The sequence below is a fragment of the Anaerocolumna sp. AGMB13025 genome, from assembly GCF_029689925.1.
GTDB lineage: Bacteria > Bacillota > Clostridia > Lachnospirales > Lachnospiraceae > Anaerocolumna.
The window spans coordinates 6305528-6326653 of record NZ_CP121445.1 but is presented as its reverse complement, the minus strand read 5'-3'; the positions used below and the strand labels follow the sequence as shown (position 1 = coordinate 6326653).

Sequence of the window (21126 nt, the reverse complement as noted above, 5' to 3'; positions counted from 1 at the left end):
TATGTTTGATATAAATGATTTGAAAATTGAGGGGTTTTCTCCAAATTGCCTAATGGGAGCAACATGTGCAATAGCGAAGTATAAATATGATGTAGATAATGTAAATAAACTGTTTTTCCATCACTCTTATATTTATCAAAAAGGAGCTGAAGTATTGTACTTGCCTCAAATAGGTGGGCTTAATGTTTGGTTCTCAAGAGAAGTGCCAATTTCAAAGGAAGAATTCTGTAAACGTTTTTATAATTATTATGGAATTACACATTATACTGCAGACTATTATGATTTTTTTAAATTAACCAATGATTTAACTCAGCTAAACATGCAACATGAGCCTGTCATAGTAGAAATTGATTTTTATTATATGAGAAATCATGATTACTACAAAAAACTGCATGAGCAGCATGTAATGATTGTTTATGAAGTAGATTGGGAGAGAAAATGTTTTCAAGTATCAGATGCAATCTTAGGTTTTTCTAGTATTTATTTCGATGAATTCAAAGAATATTTTGATGATGTAGTTTTAAATAGGAATCGCCCAATACATATTTTATCAATTAAAAAAGATAAATTGGAAGAAAAAGTGAATATACAAAATTTCATAGAAGATATAAATAGAAGCTTATATAATTTAAAAGATCAGGATAAATTTGGCCTTACTTGCTTAAACGTATTTATAGAAGATCTTGTAAATGTAATAAATATTGAAAAAGAAGCAGAAGCACTTATAATTCCAGGCTCTTGGGCATTTATGTGTGACTCAATGAATTGCATGAAATTTATAGAGGAGTTTGAAAAAGATTATCCTGAATATAAGCTGCATGTTCTTAACGAAATTAGAAAAGATTTTACACAGTTATATAGAATGTGGTTTTCTTTTTCAATGGGAATAAAGGAAATAAAGATTAATCATAAGGGATTCGAAAATAATTTAAAAAAAATTTGTGAAATAGAAAAGCCACTTATCACTAAACTTGAACGGTTAAGTTATGAGTTGGAATTACTTAGTTTCTATAGGGAAAGTGAGGTCTAATAAGAAATTGAAAAATGGAAGGGAAATAGCAGTAATAGGTATGGATGTAAGAATTCCCGGAAGTAATTCTATTGATGAATTTTGGAATAATCTTTTGGAAGGTAAGGAAGGGATTCATGATTTATCTGATATGGAACTATTATCTGCTGGGGTTGACCATAATCTGCTTAATGATGAAAATTATGTAAAAAGAAGTTCCGAGTGTGATGATTATAATTGTTTTGATGCAGCATTTTTTGGATATTCGGAAAAAGAGGCTAATATTATTGATCCTCAACAGAGGTTATTTCTTGAAAGCTGCTGGAGAGCACTTGAAAATGCAGGATATATCCCAAATAAAATGAAAGGAAGAACAGGTGTCTTTGGAAGTGCAGGATTTAACAAATATTTACTAAATGCTGTACAAGATATACCAGAACTTCTAGAAGATGAAAATTATTATTCAACATTTATAGGAAATGAAAAGGATTATATATCATCAAGAGTTTCTTATAAACTTGGCTTAATTGGACCCAGTGTAACAGTACAAACAGCTTGTTCATCTTCTTTAGTTGGTATCCACCTAGCATGCCAGTCATTACTATTATATGAATCAGATTGTTGTATTGCTGGAGGTGCTAATGTGGGAGGCCCCCTTAAAGTAGGTTATAAATACCAGGATGGTTTTATACGTTCTATTGATGGTAAATGCCGCTCATTTGATTGTGAGAGTAGCGGAACTATATTTGGAAGTGGTGTTGGAACTGTAGTTTTAAAGAGATTAGATGATGCGATTCTAGATAATGATAGAATATATGCCGTAATTAGAGCTACTTCTGTAAATAATGATGGTAGTCGTAAGATAGGGTTTACAGCACCTAGTAGAGAAGGACAGCAGGATGTAATGACAGAAGCCATGGGATTAGAAGAAATCGAATCAGAGACAATTGCATACGTGGAAGCTCATGGTACAGGAACAACTTTAGGTGATCCAATTGAGTTGAGTAGTATAATGAATGCAATTGGATTAACGAATTCAGAAGATAATGAAAAATACCCATGTGCCATTGGATCAGTAAAATCAAATATTGGGCATTTAGATGTAGCCGCTGGTGTTATTGGTTTTATTAAAGCGTGTTTGTGTGTATATCAGAAAACAATTGTTCCAACCGTACATTTTAAGAAACTTAACAATAAAGTATCATTTGAAAATACTAGATTTTATATTGCAGACAAAGTAGAAAAGATTATAAGAGAGTTTCCAATTAGAGCTATGGTTAATTCTCTGGGAATTGGTGGAACAAATGTATGTGCCTTTTTGGAAGAATACGATGATGGGCAGGATGTAATATGTAAAGAGCATCAGGCATATATTATCAAGGTTTCTGCAAAGTCACAATATTCACTTAATCATATGTATAAGGATATCTTGAGTCATTTGCCAAAAGAAAATATAGGACGTTATTGTTATACATTAAATACTAAAAGAGATGATTATGAGTTCCGTAAAATTTTGATATTAGAGCGTAATAGCAATGGTATATTTGAACTTGTAAATACAAACGAACAACTATATGTCCCCCAAAATATGGCTTATCAAAATTATTGGCAGTCTCTATATTGTGAATTATTACCTTTTAAGACTGCTTTAGATTTTTGTACAGATAGATTGGGAAAATTAGAGAATTTACATGAAAACAGGCAGCAACTTGTGATTGACATTGCTTGGAAAATAGCAATTGAGAGCCTGTTAGTGGATCGTAGAGATACCACTTGTCAGAGTGCAAAATTTGAAAAAATGACAGATGATGATGATATAGAGAGTTTGTGGGATAAATTAGAGGAACATTTTTGGATAAAACGTAATTACACACAATATTCGGTCATTCAATTTTTAAGGGAAGTAGGGGAATTGTGGGAAAGTGGATTGGAGTTAGATTGGTCGAAGATGTATGAGGAATCAGAAAAGCATACAGTTTCAGCACCAACTTACTATTTTGAAAAGAAAAAGCACTGGTATACAAATCTTATTGCAAATTCATTATACACTTGGAATGAGCAATTAAATTCTATATCTGATAGTCTGCTAAAATCAGATAATCATGGTAATAATGATATTCTGATAATTGGAAAAGAAAAACAAGTAGAACACATAAAAAAGTTATTGGAAAAAGGGTGTGTACCTTATCACAGTATAGAGTGTTTATTAGATAGTTATGATAATCAGAATATTCAGGAGTTATTTACACAAAGATATGTAGATAGAGACATTCATATTATCTTGACAAATGGCCTTGAAACCTGTGAAAATGCAGAAAGTTATTTTTATTCCATTTTGTCAGATTGTATTAATATTAGAAAATCATATCAACACAATATACATATAACTCTATTAGAAGGTCTATTTAATGGAACACAAAACATAATTGCAGCTGGATTAGTTTATGGGCTGGTTACTTCATTACCGATGGAAATGAAAAAAATTGAATTGAAGCAAATTATGTTTTGCGAAGAAGCAGATTTACTTAATGTTGAGAAATGGATAAAAGTATTATTTGATATTAATTCATATAGAAGACTATTGGTACAAAAAGGTGATATATTTGTAACTCATTATATACAAAGTAATCAGGAAAAAAAGAAAATAAGTTTATGCGATGGTGGGAACTATGTTATTACAGGGGGGACAGGAAATGTAGGCTTGCTATTTGCAGAAGAAATATATAAACGTGTCACGGCAAATATTTATTTAATCAGTACAACTTATTCCGAAGAAAAATTAGAAGAACAACAAGATGAAAAAGCAACAATTATTTATCAACGAATTAAGAGAATTAAAGAAAAATCTATATCTGTTCATGTCCTTTCTTATGATTTAAGTGATGAAAATGAATTATATAAACTAGAACAATATTTTATTGAGAAGGAAATTAAAATCGATGGAATAATTCATGCTGCTGGAAAAGTTGGAAAAGCTAGAAACTATGCAAAAAATATAGAACTTGAAACAATAAAAGAATATACATCGGTCAAATTGAAAGTAGCTGAGAAAATATTAGAATTAAATCAAAAATTTGCATTTTCATTTTGTATTTTTATTTCTTCTACGGTTTCTGTGTTAGGGGGACTTGGAGATTCAATATATTCAGGGTGTAATGCTGCACTCAATTATCTACTTCAATACAGGGAAAGTACAAAAAATAATATAGTAGCTGTAGCTTTTGATTATTTACCAAGGGTGTTTAAAGATGAGTATTTTGACGCAGATGAATCTAAATATCGCGGTTTATATGCAAATACATTAACTGTAGATGAATTTTCAAGTATATTTGATCAGATTATTAATTCTGATTCAAAACTCTTAATAATCAGTAAAAGTGATATTAATCAACGTATTAGGACATTCCAGTCTCACTCAGAAATACGGAAAACTAATAATTCGGAAATTAAATGGACAAGGGAAGCAATAAAAAGAGAAGTTGAAACAATTTGGTCAGAGACTTTAGGTGTATTTTGTAATGAAGAAATCAACTTTTTTGATGCAGGTGGAGACTCCTTATTAGCAGTCAGCTTAATAAGTCGTCTTAATAAAGCTTTTGATAATAATTTTACAATTAAGTATGTTTTTAAGTACTCTACTATTGCTCTAATGGTAGATAATATCGAAGAAAAAATATTACAGATAGATGTAAAAAAGAAAAAAAGAATAGCAATGGATTCAAAACAAGAAGGAATTGCTGTAATTGGCATGGCTGGTTTATTCCCTAGAGCAGACAGTATTGATGAATTGTGGGATTTAATTATGAAAAAAGAATGTGCTATTAGTCAATTCGATTCTACACATTCACAATATTATAAATACGTACAGGAGAAAAACGGTCTCAAGGAAATAAAAGTGCGAGGTATAATTAACAATGTAGACAGATTTGATTATGAATTCTTTCATATATCAAAATATGAAGCAGAGCGCATGGATCCACAACAAAGGAAATTTATGGAGGTGGCTTGGACTGCTTTAGAGGATGCAGGTTGCGTAAATGATGTTGATGATGTGAAAATAGGAGTGTTCGCCAGCCAGGGAGTAAGTACATACTACATTAATAACTTGTTAGATAAAGATTGCGCGAAAAATGATTATACATATTCGATACTCATGAATAACAGTCCAGATGCATTAGCGACTAGGGTGTCTTATGTGCTTAATTTAACAGGTGTAAGCAGGACGGTTCAATCATTTTGTTCTAGTTCCTTAAATGCACTGGATGATGCCATTTTATCATTAAAAAGTGGGGGTTGTGATGTATGTTTGGTTGGTGGTGTAAATATTGAAGTACCGCAAGAAAAAGGATATGTCTACACGGAAGGGTCTATCTTTTCTGCGACCGGTAAGATATATCCTTTTGATGAGAGGGCAGATGGTACAATTTTTAGCAATGGGGTTGGTGCAGTTGTAATTGCTTCAAGTGAATGGGCGAAAAATAGAGGCTGTCATATATATGCTAATGTAATAGCTTCAAATTGCAATAATGATGGCAGACAAAAGGTAAGTTATTTAAGTACAAGTGTAAAAGGACAAGTGGATTGTATAAGTGGTGCATATGAAAAAGGTTGTATAGACCCTGAAAGGGTTGTTTATGTTGAAACACATGGAACTGCTACTAAAATTGGTGATCCAATAGAAATACTTTCTTTAACAGAAGCATTTGAAAAATATACAGATAAAAAGCAGTTTTGTGCTGTTGGTTCTATAAAAGGAAATTTAGGACATTTGGATCGAGCCTCCGGTATTACCAGTTTTATAAAAGGTTGTTTAATAGCAGAAAAGCGCTGTATTCCACCGCAGGCAATGTATGAGTCGGTCAATGCTAACATTAATTTTGAAGAAACTCCGTTCTATATTAATAAAGAACCTATTATGCTAAAGGAAGAGAAAGATATGGTAATCGGAGTTACTTCCTTAGGAGTTGGTGGAGCTAATATACATGTAATTTTGGAAAATAATAAAATTGAATATAACCATGACAACAACATCAATGGAGCAGGGTATATTTTGAATTTTTCTGCAAAGAACCAGAACTCGCTGTTGGCTATTCTTGAAAGTTTTCTAGTTTTTATTCAAGATAGGGAATGTAAAGTAAGTGATATAGAAAGTACACTAATGTTTTTTCGAAAAGAATTTCCAGTAAGAAAGTCTTTTTGCATACAAACCAAAGAAGATTTAGAGAAAGAGATTAAAAATTATTTGCAAAGCACTATAGAAAAAGAGAAGAATGATAAAATTAATACGATTCTTTGGGATAGCCGAATGAGGAATCAAAGTGTCAATGACTGTGTGAATAAGATGAAATACGTATGTAATCAATTTCAGGATGTCTACGATAAGGTGATAGGAGAGGAAAATTTAGACGAAGTAAGTATCTACCTAACAAGACATTATATTAGAGAATGCATTAAAGCGATTGTAGATGAACCTGTCATTATATTGTTTGAAGACCCTTCTGTTGTTTCAATTGACAAAAGGACAGTAATACTTTCAACAGTAGAATTAATGAGAGAAGGGAAAGGAATGAACACAAATATAGAGTGTGATCAATTCATAAATCAATTACTATCTGTATTATGGGAAAGTGGAATTAAGATTAATTGGAATCTATATAAAGAACTTTCTGAGAAAAGAAATATTCACCTTCCAGGGTATGTGTTTCAGAAAAGTATTTGTTGGCTTGAGTAAGAATTTTAGGCTTTGGTTGTTGCACAGGGGGAAAAAATGGATAATATGAAAAGTTTTAGTTGTTTTATTATTGGAGATGGATTATTAGCTATCGCTTGTAGTGAATATTTATTACGGCAAGGGCATGAAATTTTGGGTATTGTGACTTCTTGTCAAGATATTATAGATTGGTGTAAGGCGAATAACATAGCTCATATTAAAGAAGAACATATGAAGAAACTGAAAAAAAATAAATTTGATTATTTATTCAGTATAGTATATTTAAAAGTTCTACCAAAAGAAATTATTTGCTTACCAAATAAAATGGCGATTAATTATCATGATGCAATTTTACCCCAATACGCAGGAATTAATGCAACTTCTTGGGCAATTATTCAGGGAGAAAAAAAACATGGAATCACATGGCACGTTATGGAGGAAAAGGCAGATACGGGTGATATCTTAATCCAGAGAGAAACAGAGATTGCAAATAATGAAACCTCACTTTCTCTAAATATGAAATGTTTTCAATTAGGTTTGCAAGGATTTAAAGAGTTAGTAGAAAAACTAACAAATGGACAGATATCACCTACATCACAAGCCTTATCCCAAAGAACTTATTTTAAAAAGAAGAAAAAACCAGACGGTGGAGGCATTATTGATTTTAGTAAATCTTTAAAATTGATACGGAATTATATTCTGGGTTTACAATTTGGTAAATATGATAATACACTTGCAACCCCCAAAATCATGATACGAGGAAATGTATTTGCTATATCTGACTTTGAAATAAAAGAGGGAGAAGTCAAGTTTGAAAACGGTGAAGGAGAAATAAAGAAAGGTGTATTATCTGTTCAAGCAAAAGATGGAATCATACAATTTAACAAACTTACTGATTTATATGGCAGGTATGTTTCAATCGATGATTTAGAGGAGCAATATGGCTCACTAATTCAACTTTCGTTAACAAAAGAAAAAAAAGAACAGTTAACAATGGAATTAAAGATAATTTCAATGTATGAGGAATATTGGGTGAAAAAGATGGAGTGTATCTTTGAACATTACTATAACATAGCATCTAATATTAAAGAAGAAATCAAGGAAGAACCAATACCATACGAGTTGCAAAGGGTGAGTTTCTTCGAAAAAATCATGCTTATTCTGCAAGATGCTGTTTATAAAGAGTTAGGAATATCTTATTTTGTATTAGGTTTTGTACCTAAAAGAGATAATTCTGTACTAAAAGAGTGTCAGTTATGTCAAGATTATGTTCCTTTCGAACTTAAATATGGTAAGAATGACACGTTAGATGAAAGAATTAATCAGATTCGGGAAGAACGCAAAAATATTGAAGAAAAGGTTTCATTTGCGAAAGATATTTTCATTCGTTATGTAAGATTGTATGGTATGCAATTTATACCTTCTGTTATTATAAGCCATTCAGAAGATACCAGAAACGATGAACAAGCTGCATTAGTAATAAAATTCAACGAGGAAAACAAGGCGTGTGAATTTATATATAATCAAAATAAAGATCAAAGTGGTAAGGTTAACGATATTTTGATAAGGTTGGAAGAACTATCAGAGTACTACCTTTCTTATAAAATTAATGTAAGAAAAAATGAAAAGAATAAATTCCAATCAATATATGAATTATTTATGATACAGGTAGAAAAATCAAGGGATGATAACGTGGCAGTCATCTATAAAAATGAGCAGATAACCTATAAGAAGTTAAGTAAACAAATTGATATTTTGTCAGCAGTTTTGCATAAAAATGGGGTACAGAAAGGTACAAATATCGGGGTACTTTTAAGACGCTCATCGAAATTGGTCATATCCTTTTTAGCAATAATGAAGCTGGGTGGAGTGTACATTCCGATGGACCCTATTTATCCTAAAGAAAGGCTGGAATTTATGGCAGAAGATGCTGAGATAGAGTATCTACTCTGTGAACAAATTGAAACTACATCTGCTATAAATGGTAATTTTAAAGTAATTTCTATTGATAATATCGAAGAGAAAGAGGAATATGAACAGGAATATAATACCGAAATTATTCCTCGAGATCCTGTATATATCATCTATACGTCGGGTTCGACTGGAAATCCCAAAGGTGTGGTGGTAAATCATGGTGGATTGTCAAATTGTTTATTATCTATGGAGAAGGTACCTGGTTTTTCTCCAAAAGACAAATTGTTGGCTTTAACAACAGTCTGTTTTGACATCTCCGGTTTAGAATTGTATCTGCCATTAATATGTGGTGGTACAACAGAAATCTTACAAGACAACATAGCAATTGATGGAAGGTTGTTGAAAGAAAAGATGGAAAGCTCGAAGGCGACTGTTATACAGGCAACGCCAAGTACTTGGAATATGGTTTTAATGGCTGGCTGGAATTCTAAGTTGAATATTAAAATTTTCTGTGGTGGAGAAAAGCTTTCAAATAATCTTTCAAGAAAATTACTAGGACTTTGTGATGAATTGTGGAACATGTATGGTCCAACAGAGACAACGATATGGTCGATGGTAAAACGTATTGTAGATTCTGATAATGTTAGCATTGGAAATGCTATTGATAATACACAATTGTACATATTAAATAATGAATTTAAACCAACTAATGAAAATGCTGGAGAATTATATATTGGTGGTCTGGGTGTTGCAAACGGATATTACAATAAGGAAAATATCACAAAGGAGAAATTTGTCATAAATCCTTTTCAAACCACTGAGCAGATCTATAGAACGGGTGATCTTGTACAAACATCATCCAATGGTGATGTGTATTATTTGGGACGAGTGGATAACCAAATCAAATATCATGGTTATCGAATTGAGTTAGAAGAGATTGAACATATTATGCTAGAAAAAATGAAAATTGAAAAGGTGGTAGTAGTAATTAGAACGGATGAAAAGAAAGAAGATTATCTGTGTGCTTTTATCAAAGATAGTAATAACAGACTAAAAAACTTAAACTTTCAAAAGTTGAGTGAATTTCTACCGCAATATATGATACCGACTCAAATATATCTAGTAAATGATTTTCCGCTGACAGAAAATAATAAAATCAATCGCAGATTCTTACAGTTAAAAGCAATAGATGAAATTTTAAATAAGTTTGGAGCTGCTAATCATATTGCTATTTCAGAACAGTCTGTTAATCATCATGTTGGACTAAATTATGTAGGAACAGAGTTAATTATTAAAAATATTTGGGAACACGTATTAAATACTAAGGTACTTTCAAAAGATACACCATTTTTCGAAGCAGGAGGTAATTCATTATTGTTAAATCATTTACGAAATGAATTAGAAACTGCATTCTCAAAAGAAATTGATATTGTGGATTTACTATCTTGCAATACAATTTCTAAAATGTATAATCTGATTGAACCAGAAGAAAATGAAGTCGACAAAGAAAAAAAAGATGATTTAAATATAGCGATGAAGAGAAAAATGTTTTTAGAGAGGGCAAGAAGATGAGTAAAATTAAAGAAATAATATGGATGGTTAAGCCAAAGACCACATTTAATTATATTAGTAAGTGCTCAAAATGTAACAGAAAGATGGATTTTTACAATAGCAAGAAATTTAGGATCAATGCCAATCAGAAGCTTGTTGATGTATGGTTAATCTACCGATGTACTGAATGCGATACTACTTGGAATATACCTATTTATGACCGTGTTTCACCTAAAAAAATAAATCCAGAAATATATAAACGTTTATTAGCAAACGATGAAGAGTTAGCTTGGGAGTATTCATTTAATAAAGATGTTATTAGAAATAATTCTATACAGGTAAATTATGAAAATATAGAGTTTGATTTAGTAGGAGAGCATCTTACTGAAGAAGACATTATAAATAATGAATATGACATGATTAACATATACATAAAATCTCAATATTTATTTGATATTAAAGTATTAAATGTATTGAAAGTGGGATGTGATTTTATATCCCGGAGCATGCTATCAAGGTTAATAGAAAACGGTATTGTTAGTGGAATAACATTGAAAGAAAAAATAAAAGACAATCAATGTATTACGGTAGTTTGTAATAAATACAGAAACTTAAAACTTAAGGAAAAAGAAAATTTAGTATAAGTTATAGGAGATATACAATTCTAGAACTCGCTAATAGAAGTCATAGGTAAAAGCGTTGCAGAAAACTTGGTTTCGGCAAAGTATTATCGATTTTGCTGTAGATGAGAAATCAACTGCGATTCTGCTTAACTATCTGCCACTTGTTAGTGGATAAATTGTCAAGGCCTTGCCATTAATGAATAATTTGTTCAATAACAAGAAGTATAAATAAGAAATTAAATTTCTTAAAGCTGCGTTTCCAAAATCTGAACAGATATAGTCACTTTCAAAATATTCAACTATTGATTGTTTAGACGGGTATCATCCTCGTCAGAATAAGATTTTGAAATAGTACCCAATTGGAGGTCCATAATTAGTGAGTTTAACTGCATCTGCTTTGTAAGTTTTTATCTTTCAGATAGACGTTGTATGTCTAGAAGGAAAAAAACAGATTTATTGTGGGATACATAATTTAGGAAAATATTTTTTTCATAATGTAATTACAATGGATGGGGTATAATTGCGCAATCATATTAAAGAAGGTCATATGACAAGGAAAGAAGTGGAAGAACGAGTAAAATAATGCGCCACTAGTAAATAAATACAGGCGATTAGCGAGTTAGTGTAAAGAAAATTAAGTCTAGGATATATCTGTAAAGGGTCCGGAGAATGTATGCTTCAAGAAGATACTTATTTAAATAAAATTAAAAGAGTAGAGTCATTCTTTGAAAGAAAGGAGACCTAAATTATGAAAGATTTACTTAATATAGATATGTATAAGAATGGTTATAGCAAGGAAATGTTTGATTGTATTGATATACCATTAGCAGCAGCAGCAGGTTATTATAACTATGATTATTACTTTTATTATGGTATGTTAACTGCTGTAGAAAGAAACTGGGGGAGTTCTTATTTACTTGATTTTGATACAATTGATAATGTTATTAATACAAGAAACGATAATGTTTTAAAGGTAATAGGACTACAAATGATTACTCACTTAATTGACAAAAAAGAAGATGTATTAGATCGGCTTAAAGAATCCCTGCAAAGAAAAGTGCCTATATTACTATATGTTCAACATTGTTCCCTATTTTATAACCTTTACTATAAGGATGGAACAGGTGAAAATCTTCATCTACTAATAATTGACGGATATGATCCGGATAAAAATATTTTTCGAGTTCGTGATAATGCATTTTTAAGAGGTGTTGAAATTTTAGATAAAGATAGTGATATTATGTTTCCTATTCAATTAACGGAAAATATGATTATGGATATATGGAATTATAATACAGAGAATACAGTAAAAGATTATATGTCTCAGTATTTGAATCGCTTTTTTACATTAGAATCAGTAGCATCTTCTTGCAATTTAACATTTCAAGATATATTAAAGAATATTATAGAGCAAATTACTGAAAAGAAGAGTAACTTATTATGTTTTGTGGATGATGGGTACAAAATTCTTAATGATGTTATGAAGGATCCAGAATATTATATACTTCTTTTAATAGGTAATATGAAAGGAATGTTTAGAGCATTAGATTATTTCTTAGAACATAGTAACTGTTCTAAATTTAAAGGAGCAGAATATGAAGATTTAAAGAAAGTTTATTTCAAATGTCGAGAGAAACACTTTTTAGCAATGTATAAATACTTCTTTATTAATCGTCGTTTAAAAGATGATTATATGAAAAAGTTTGTTATGGAAGAAAAAGAAAATGATCAGATGTTATTAGCATTTCTTAATAAAATATATGAGGAGGGTAGTATTGATAAAATGGAAGGGTATGAAGCAAAGGAACTTCGATGACAAGCCTATTAATTAAGGATATGAACACAATTATAACTAATCCAGGGACCTGGAATTTATGAAAGCAAAAAAGAAGGGGAATAGATAGAACAGGACAAAACCTTAATACCTTTCTTGGAGATTAGGTAGCTATGATTTACCAATATGCGATTAATACAAACGGAATATTAAGCATGAAAGAGGTTAGTGAACTCTTATATATAATTTCAGATGAGAGAAGGAAAAAAATAGATAGATTATGTTTTATGAAAGATAAAGTACATAGCCTGTTTGCTGAGGTTATCTTAAGATATGCATTATGGGAACGGTATAGTATATATGGTCCATATATAGAGTTTGAACAATCAGAATATGGAAAGCCTAGTTTAACTAATTATAAGGATATACATTTCAACTTAGCTCATTCAGGAAGCTGGGTATTATGTGGAATTGGTGATATATCGCTTGGAATAGATGTTGAGCAAATAAATGAGATGAAGTTTTCAATAGCTGATAGGATTTATACAAAAGAAGAAAACTATTTTATACTTAAGCAATCTCTGGAAAATAGGAAAAAGGCATTTTACAAGATATGGACATTGAAAGAGAGTTATGTGAAAAATATTGGTAAGGGGCTAAGTATTCCATTTGATTCCTTTTCATTCCAGTTTTATGATAATAAAATCCAGTTTTATCTGCAGGGGGAAAAAAATAATAATTTATTATTCAAAACAGGTCAATTAGATGATCAACATCTTACAGCATTATGTGTTGACTCAAAGTGTGATAATTTGGCACTAAAAAAAGTTAAAATTCTTACAGTGAAAGAACTAATGAAATGGAGAAATAGTTAAATTGCATGCTAACTCCATTTCATTCCAAAGATTCAATGTAGATATGATTATTACAAAAGGATGCGGTATTGTACAAGACCTGATGGAAGTTGTATGCAGTATTTTAGTTAAACAAAAATCTAGAAAATGTTTATGAATATGAAGATATTAGTATTTTTTACGTAAGCGACTAATTTTAGGGTGGCTTCCATCCACTAACATATATCTTTATAATTATTAGCAGGAAATGCAAGCGTTTCACTCCATTACTTTGCGAGAATGCGATCATTTCACTCTATTTTGGAGGCTAACAATTATGAGATCAAAAAGGGTTACTGCGGATGAGCAATTCAGACTCATTATGGAGTGTCGCAAAAGCAATGCCGTCAAGTTAAGGAAGATATCGAAAAATTTTTATTATAATATTTGAAAAAAACTTGACAAATTAGTGTAAGTGCTTCAAAAGATGACGTCTAGTATTACGCCCTGAATGGTGGTAAGCTAATGATATCATTTTTTGAGGCACTTTTTATGTTTATGATTAAGCCTGCATTCTTCTGGTAGTTCAGTTGACCAAGGCAGGTACCACTCCAAAATTTCTGGATGGTTATTGAAATCTCTATTTGGCATCTCGCTCAGAAGATATTTTATATACTCATACACATCAAGTCCATTTGCCCTCGCAGATTCCACCAAGGTATAGAGGACTGCGTTAGCAGTTGCTCCTTTTGGAGTATCTGCAAAAAGCCAGGTACGTCTTCCTGTGGCAAATGGCCTGATATTGGCTTCACAGAGTTATCTTCATATGAGAATAACTCAGTTTATACACAGGTAAGTGCTTCAAAAGATGACGTCTAGTATTACGCCCTGAATGGTGGTAAGCTAATGATATCATTTTTTGAGGCACTTTTTATGTTTATGATTAAGCCTGCATTCTTCTGGTAGTTCAGTTGACCAAGGCAGGTACCACTCCAAAATTTCTGGATGGTTATTGAAATCTCTATTTGGCATCTCGCTCAGAAGATATTTTATATACTCATACACATCAAGTCCATTTGCCCTCGCAGATTCCACCAAGGTATAGAGGACTGCGTTAGCAGTTGCTCCTTTTGGAGTATCTGCAAAAAGCCAGGCACGTCTTCCTGTGGCAAATGGCCTGATATTGGCTTCACTGAGTTATTCTCATATGAAGATAACTCTGTGAAAATGCCATCCGTCCTTTTACAGTCGGACGTAAGAACTGGCTGTTTTCAGATACCCCAAAAGGAGCTACTGCATCAGCGGCTGTATATAGTATCATTGAGACAGCGAAAGCAAATGGTCTTAATGTATATACCTATCTTGAATATCTGCTTTTGTACATGCCGGACATGGATTGGCGTAATTATCCGGAGGAACTGGACTTATTGATGCCGTGGTCAAAAAATGTAAAAGCAGTATGTGGCAAGTAACTTATGGATCGGTATTATAACCGGTCCTTTAATTTTATACAAGGCACTTTATTATTGAGCGCTTACACTACAAAACTAAATAAAATATAGAAGTCTATTTAGATTTTTTCCACCGAATCATTTTATACTAAAAATACACTTTCTCATCATAGAACTAAGTAAATATATGGCGGCATATGAGAATATATGGTATAATATGTTGAACGCTTTTGGTTAAAACATATGGGAAAGGTTAGGATTATGAGTGAGTATTTTATTAAACAATATAAGAACCTAAAATATCATAAAGAATTAGAAACTAAACCAGGCTTACGAAACGCACAAATAGGAGCTATTCATGCAATTGCATCTTATTTTACACTTATGAAAAATAAAACTGCAATAATTGTAATGCCTACTGGTTCTGGCAAAACTGCTGTTCTCATGATGGCCCCATATGTTTTGGAGAGTTCTAAAGTACTTATAGTCACACCGAGTGTAATGGTAAGAGGCCAAATTGCTGAGGATTTTCAAAATCTTAATACTTTATGTAGATCAACAGTTTTCGATGAAAATGTAAAAAAACCAAAGGTTTATGAATTAATTCATAATTATAGCAAAGATTATTATCAAACAATAATTGATTCAGATGTAATAATAGCAACACCACAGGGGGCACTAACTGTTTCAGAAGATGAAGAGACCCGTAGACTATTCGATTTAGTCTTAATAGATGAAGCTCACCATGTACCTGCAAAGACTTGGGAACAAATACTTATAAATATTAACTTTGCAAAACAAGTGTTATTTACAGCGACACCCTTTAGACTGGATAAAAAAGAAATTAAAGGAGAGATGATATATACATATCCATTATCAATGGCATATAGTGATGGTATTTTTGGGGAGATTGAATATGTACCAATTGATGAGTCATCCAATAAAGATTATTTAATTGCAAAGAAAACGGAAGAGGTTATCCTAACTGATAAAGAATTAGGTTATGATCATTATTTAATGGTAAGGACAAATACAAAAGAGAAGGCAAAAGAACTTGAAACACTTTATTTGCAAGAAACGAATTTAAAATTAAAGCGTATCGATAGTTCGATGACAAACAATGTAATAAAAAAATGCATAAGAGAATTGAAGGAGAAACAGTTAGACGGAATTATTTGTGTGGATATGTTAGGAGAAGGATTTGATTTTCCTAATTTGAAAATTGCGGCTATTCATGCTCCGCATAAATCTTTAGCCAGTACCTTGCAATTTATCGGTAGATTTGCAAGAACGAACGGAGAAAACATCGGCACAGCAAAATTTATTGCAATGAATGATAACGAATTAATTCTAGAAAATAAGGCACTATATAAAAGTGATGCTATTTGGCAAGACATCATTATAGATCTTAGTGAAGGAAAAACTAAAGCCGAAGAAAGTATAAAAGCCTATTATGGGAAGTTCAGGAGAATCACTGGGAGTATTGTAGGCGAAGATGAAATATCATTACATAGTATAAGACCGAACTGTCATGCTAAGATATATAAGGTAACGGACTTTAACATAAATGCTCATTTCCCAGATATGTGCAATGTTGAGGATAGAATCTTTATTAATGAAGAGGATAATACTGTTATTGGAATAGGAAAAGAGATACAGCAACCATTATGGATGACATCTGAGAATATATTTGATATTAATAACTTTTTATACATCATTCATTATCAGAAAGAGTTAAATCTTGTATACATATATTCACAAATTAAAACGGAAATAGTTTATAATAATATAGTTAAGTCATTTTGTAAATCTGCAGAGAAAATACCAAAATATAAAATGAATCGTGTACTTGGCGAATTAAAGGAATTTGAGATATTTAATTCGGGAATGCAGAATAGATTTATTGAATCAGGAGAATCATATCGGATTTCAGCAGGATCTTATGTTAGCGGATCTATTGATCCTGTTACAGGAAAACTGTATTCTGCAGGCCATGTCTTTTGTAAAGCCCAGGACAATGATAATGTGATTACTATAGGTTATAGTAGCGGAGCAAAGATGTGGAGTAGTACTTACTTTACAGTACCGGAATATATTAAGTGGTGTGATTTTAATGGTAAAAAAATCGAGAACTCTGAAATAAAAGTAAAAACTTATACAAATTATGATTATCTACCTATACCAAAGCAATTATCAGAGTATCCTAAGAATATTTTTGTATGTGATTACTCTCCTAAAACATATAGCTTTCCACCCCTAATACATAATAGTGAAGACAGAACCTTAAAAGATATTCTTGTAGATATAGTACCAACAATTAAAGAAATAAAAAAAGATAGAATATCCATTGAGTTTATCTATGGTAATAAGATAGAAATGATAACTTGTGACACTGGTGGAATATACCTATCTACCGAGCCGGAAATAGAAGTAGTGATAGGTAGAGAAAAGATATATTTATTTGATTATTTAAATGAGTGTCCATTAATTTTTAAGACAACTGATGATACAACGATACAGGATATCGAATACTGTGAAGGAAATCCTGACGCTATCGTATATAGTTCGGATAATATAATAGGAATTGACTGGGACCAATATGGTACTGATAGAAGAATTGAGATAAACGATCCTAAATATAATCCGTCTGGAATATCAATTCAAACAACACTAGAACAAATTTTACATGACGATAAAGATATTAAATTCTTGATTTATGATCATTCTTCAAGTGAGATGGCTGATTTTATAACTATAAAAGAAGAAGAATATGTATTTCAAGTAACATTATATCACGTAAAGAAAATGACAGCTCAAAATTATAATAGTAGTGTTGATGACATATATGAAGTTGCAGGTCAAGCTGTAAAATCAACAATCTGGTTAAAAACTAAGCCGGGATTTATAAGTAAAGTTGCAGAAAGAAGAAGATCAGGTCATTGTATATTTCAGACTGGAACATTTGATGAATTTAAAATGGTCTTAAAGCAAAATAAACAACTAAGGGGGAAAATCGTTATAGTTCAACCTTCCATTAGTAAAAGTGAAAGTATGCCTGGAAAAATTCAAGAAATATTAGCTGCAGCTAATTACTATATTAATAATTCCGGAAAAGTTAAAGCACTTGAAATATGGGGTAGTATATAATTCATTTTAGATATTATAGTAAGATCCCATTTCACACTTTATCAATTTTAGGAATAAATATATATTGCCATTTTTGTATTAAGAGATAAACATATATAGGGGCACCTTGCCCTTACTTATACATCTGAAGATTTATGGAGGAAATACATATGGATAACGATAAGTCATTTGAGGAGCATTTAGAAAGGTTAGATGATTCAGAAAAAATATATCATTACACAAGTGCGAACGCTTTAAAAAACATTATTATTGATAATGAGTTATGGGTTACTCATGGCAATTTTTTAAATGATTATTCAGAGGTAACTTATATATATAAAATTATACTTAAAGTATGCCAAGATATAATGAAGAACAATAATGATGCTATGAAGTTATATAAAATGATAATGAAGAAACATAAAGAAGACCATGATTGGTTTTCACAATTATTTATACTATCATTCTCTACAAACAGTGACTCCCTCACATTATGGTCTGAATTTTCGAATTTTTATGGTTATAATTTAGAATTCAATATAGGAGATATTAGAAGTAAATTAGATTTGGAAATTATAAAGTACGAGTGTTTTATTGTAGACGGAAAGGTTATATATGATGAAAAAAGACAAATAGAAATTTTAAAAAATGACTTCAATTTAAACTGGGATGCTCTGGTGAACGAAAACAACGGACTACCGACAATTAATAATATGTTTAGAATAAAGTGTAAAGAATACGAAGAAGCAATTGACAATTTTGTAATGTATATCGCTACTGAATTACTGCTATATGCCCCATACTTCAAATCGGAAAAATTCAAAGAAGAACAGGAATACAGATTTTGTTTTTATTATGATGAGAAAGATAAAAGCAAATATAAAACTAAAAGAGAAAGACATCCTGCTTATTCAGACAATATTGAATTCAGAGAAAGAAGCGGCAGTATCATACCTTATATTAAAGTGAATTTAAAACATGACGGTATCAATATACCAATTAACAGGATCATGATAGGAGCTAAAAATAATACCGATACTTCTCTTACAGGCACTGAGTTTTTCTTAATGAAAAATGGTTATGAAAATACAGTTGTAGTCAGATCCGAGATAACATTAAGATACTAAATAGGAAATGTAATATCATATATAATTTACTGTTAAAAACTTAAAAGCTGTTAAAAAGTCATTTCTTATTTCAAGTAAGAAAAACCAATCATTCTCTTATAATTAGATATAATTTCTGCATAAGGTTTTAACATCGTCCCTAAAATAATTAATCCGTTTTCTTCGCGTATTGTGTTGAATGATATTAATCCCAATCAAGATGTCTTTATATAAACTGCTTTAATAGAAATTACCCTCTATATGAACATATTCATGTAGAAGTAGTTATTACAATATTTATTGTAATAAATGTTAGATAAAATTTTGATAAGGAGAGAAATACAGGCTAAAATATTTCATTATTTATTGTAATGTATTACATTATTTATTGAACGCCAACATGAATATGTAAAAATTGATGAAGAATAAAGTTGGTACATGAATAAAATAGTACGTAAGTAAAAAAGATGGTACATGAACTGAGCATAATATTCCAACGACAATGGGAGAAGCCCTGTGTAATAGAGGTGATTTTCTCTAAGCTAATACAAATGAACTTATCGCCAAGTGATGAACAATATGATGGTATAATATATGGAGCAAGTATTTTTGTAAATGAAGAATGTATTATTTGGGTGGATGATGATTTAAAAGTCGAAAATATATCCAATACTTTAAAACAGGATGACTATACATGGATAAAAGCAAAAGAAATGAAGTGGAGAATTGCCGATGAATACATTGGTGATGAAGAAGTTTATATTAGCAGGCAATGATATTTTATAGCGTTATATTTGATTTTGTTACATACTATTGTATAGAAATAGAAGAATGGACTGGTTTCTCATTTAGAGAGTTTTAATCTCAAGAGGATGATGAAGTGAATAAATACGAAAAATTAATTAATGATTTAAAACTGAAGCATATAAAATTTGATAAAGGTCTAACTTGCGAAGAAATATTAAAGATTGAAAAAACTTATGACATCTATTTTCCTAAGTCGTTACAAGATATGTATCAAATATCGTTGCCTGTTTCAAAGTCATTTTATAATTGGAGAGATTTTAGTGAACAGAATATTAAAAATATACAGAAGAGCTTAAATTGGCCGCTAGAAGGTGTTCTTTTTGATATAGAAGAAAATGTTTTTTGGGATAGTAGTTGGGGTGAAAAACCTACTGAAATATCTGAAGCAAAACAAAAATGCATAAATGAAATGCAAAAAGTCCCTAAGCTGATTCCGATATATGGACATAGATATATTCCTACAGTAAAGGGAGTCGATAATCCACCTATTTTTTCAGTATATCAGACGGATGTCATATACTATGGAATTGATTTAGAAAACTATTTTCGGATTGAATTTAATTTTTTGAGGTGGGATGTTATAAACGAAGCAATAGATAAAGATGAAATTGCATTAATACCTTTTTGGAGTCAATTTTGTTATTATAATTAGCAATCGAAACGAGGTTCATATATGAAAAGTGAATTTCCTTATGAAGAATATAAAGATACGAAAATATGGAATGTAATAGAATTTGCAGGGAGTAATTTAGTGGATAATTCTGGTTTAGAGGAAAAAACGGATAGAAGGTATATTGTGGTATATTTGTGTAAAGCATTGGATGAATCAGGAATAAATATGAAGTAAGCTATTAAGTAACTATAATATAGTGTTTAAACGGAGATTTAGCAAATAACTTCTTATTTGAAATTCTATTTGCTGTGGGGGAATGATATGATAGATAATTTGGATGTTGATATTGATGAAAAGTTATGGTTTTTTTAAAAAGATGAGGATTGCTCGGGGAAACATTTTATCTTAGGGAATCCACATACATTTTATGGAAGAATTATGGTTTTCAGTCCTCAGAAAAAGGAAATATGGATACTGGCATAAAGGACAAAGGCATTGCAATAAATGTGGAAAGAAATTATATATTATCGGCCCCATTCAGAATGTGATGAATATAAAAAGTAAATTCTGTTATCTGTTTTTATACGATTGCAAGAAAATAAACAATAT

Annotated in this window: 12 protein-coding genes and 2 pseudogenes; 12 read left to right on the top strand and 2 right to left on the bottom strand. The window is 30.9% G+C overall.

Annotated elements, in window-relative coordinates:
- The first annotated feature begins 1 nt into the window (after position 1).
- From QA584_RS26470 to QA584_RS26445, 6 genes are all read left to right on the top strand, one after another.
- Positions 2-1030, top strand: coding sequence for a hypothetical protein (locus QA584_RS26470; protein ID WP_278272096.1), 1029 nt, complete (start codon positions 2-4; stop codon positions 1028-1030).
- A 40-nt stretch (positions 1031-1070) separates the two neighbouring features.
- Complete coding sequence (locus tag QA584_RS26465) at positions 1071-6740, top strand: beta-ketoacyl synthase N-terminal-like domain-containing protein (RefSeq protein ID WP_278272095.1); 5670 nt, start codon at positions 1071-1073, stop codon at positions 6738-6740.
- 36 nt (positions 6741-6776) lie between these two features.
- Entirely contained in the window at positions 6777-10205 is a 3429-nt protein-coding gene (locus QA584_RS26460) for an amino acid adenylation domain-containing protein (RefSeq protein ID WP_278272094.1), read from the top strand.
- Positions 10202-10828: a DUF1062 domain-containing protein gene (locus tag QA584_RS26455; protein ID WP_278272093.1), complete on the top strand. Its 627-nt coding sequence runs from the start codon at positions 10202-10204 to the stop codon at positions 10826-10828. The genes QA584_RS26460 and QA584_RS26455 overlap by 4 nt, the downstream gene beginning before the upstream one ends.
- 727 nt (positions 10829-11555) lie before the next feature.
- Positions 11556-12623 (top strand): hypothetical protein, encoded by a 1068-nt coding sequence (locus QA584_RS26450; protein ID WP_278272092.1) that lies wholly within the window; start codon positions 11556-11558, stop codon positions 12621-12623.
- A 131-nt stretch (positions 12624-12754) separates the two neighbouring features.
- Positions 12755-13456, top strand: coding sequence for a 4'-phosphopantetheinyl transferase family protein (locus QA584_RS26445; RefSeq protein WP_278272091.1), 702 nt, complete (start codon positions 12755-12757; stop codon positions 13454-13456).
- Between the two features lie 489 nt (positions 13457-13945).
- On the opposite strand, the gene QA584_RS28785 is transcribed toward QA584_RS26445, so the two are convergent.
- Together QA584_RS28785 and QA584_RS28925 are read right to left on the bottom strand one after the other, a co-directional pair.
- Positions 13946-14098, bottom strand: coding sequence for a hypothetical protein (locus QA584_RS28785; protein WP_278275240.1), 153 nt, complete (start codon positions 14096-14098; stop codon positions 13946-13948).
- A gap of 228 nt (positions 14099-14326) precedes the next feature.
- Positions 14327-14608: pseudogene (locus QA584_RS28925) on the bottom strand (transposase domain-containing protein); the annotation flags it as partial.
- A 23-nt stretch (positions 14609-14631) separates the two neighbouring features.
- Between QA584_RS28925 and QA584_RS26430 the strand changes: the two are divergent.
- The 6 genes and pseudogenes from QA584_RS26430 to QA584_RS26405 all read left to right on the top strand — a co-directional run.
- Positions 14632-14886 (top strand): annotated as a pseudogene (locus tag QA584_RS26430) (transposase domain-containing protein); the annotation flags it as partial.
- 222 nt (positions 14887-15108) lie between these two features.
- Positions 15109-18012, top strand: a complete 2904-nt coding sequence (locus tag QA584_RS26425) for a DEAD/DEAH box helicase (RefSeq protein WP_278272090.1) — start codon at positions 15109-15111, stop codon at positions 18010-18012.
- Positions 18013-18161: 149 nt separating this feature from the next.
- Entirely contained in the window at positions 18162-19118 is a 957-nt protein-coding gene (locus QA584_RS26420; protein ID WP_278272089.1) for a DUF2971 domain-containing protein, read from the top strand.
- Positions 19119-19564: 446 nt separating this feature from the next.
- Positions 19565-19873: a hypothetical protein gene (locus tag QA584_RS26415; protein WP_278272088.1), complete on the top strand. Its 309-nt coding sequence runs from the start codon at positions 19565-19567 to the stop codon at positions 19871-19873.
- A gap of 104 nt (positions 19874-19977) precedes the next feature.
- The gene (locus QA584_RS26410; protein WP_278272087.1) at positions 19978-20556 is read left to right on the top strand and encodes a hypothetical protein; all 579 of its coding nucleotides are present in this window, start codon (positions 19978-19980) and stop codon (positions 20554-20556) included.
- 21 nt (positions 20557-20577) lie between these two features.
- Positions 20578-20751, top strand: coding sequence for a hypothetical protein (locus QA584_RS26405; protein WP_278272086.1), 174 nt, complete (start codon positions 20578-20580; stop codon positions 20749-20751).
- Positions 20752-21126: the final 375 nt, after the last annotated feature.

Coding starts and splice junctions, on each gene's coding strand:
- QA584_RS26450 (WP_278272092.1), top strand. CDS start 11,556: ATGAAAGATTTACTTAATATAGATATGTATAAGAATGGTTATAGCAAG.
- QA584_RS26425 (WP_278272090.1), top strand. CDS start 15,109: ATGGGAAAGGTTAGGATTATGAGTGAGTATTTTATTAAACAATATAAG.
- QA584_RS26465 (WP_278272095.1), top strand. CDS start 1,071: ATGGATGTAAGAATTCCCGGAAGTAATTCTATTGATGAATTTTGGAAT.
- QA584_RS26460 (WP_278272094.1), top strand. CDS start 6,777: ATGGATAATATGAAAAGTTTTAGTTGTTTTATTATTGGAGATGGATTA.
- QA584_RS26415 (WP_278272088.1), top strand. CDS start 19,565: ATGGTACATGAACTGAGCATAATATTCCAACGACAATGGGAGAAGCCC.
- QA584_RS26405 (WP_278272086.1), top strand. CDS start 20,578: ATGAAAAGTGAATTTCCTTATGAAGAATATAAAGATACGAAAATATGG.
- QA584_RS26420 (WP_278272089.1), top strand. CDS start 18,162: ATGGATAACGATAAGTCATTTGAGGAGCATTTAGAAAGGTTAGATGAT.
- QA584_RS26445 (WP_278272091.1), top strand. CDS start 12,755: ATGATTTACCAATATGCGATTAATACAAACGGAATATTAAGCATGAAA.
- QA584_RS26470 (WP_278272096.1), top strand. CDS start 2: ATGTTTGATATAAATGATTTGAAAATTGAGGGGTTTTCTCCAAATTGC.
- QA584_RS26455 (WP_278272093.1), top strand. CDS start 10,202: ATGAGTAAAATTAAAGAAATAATATGGATGGTTAAGCCAAAGACCACA.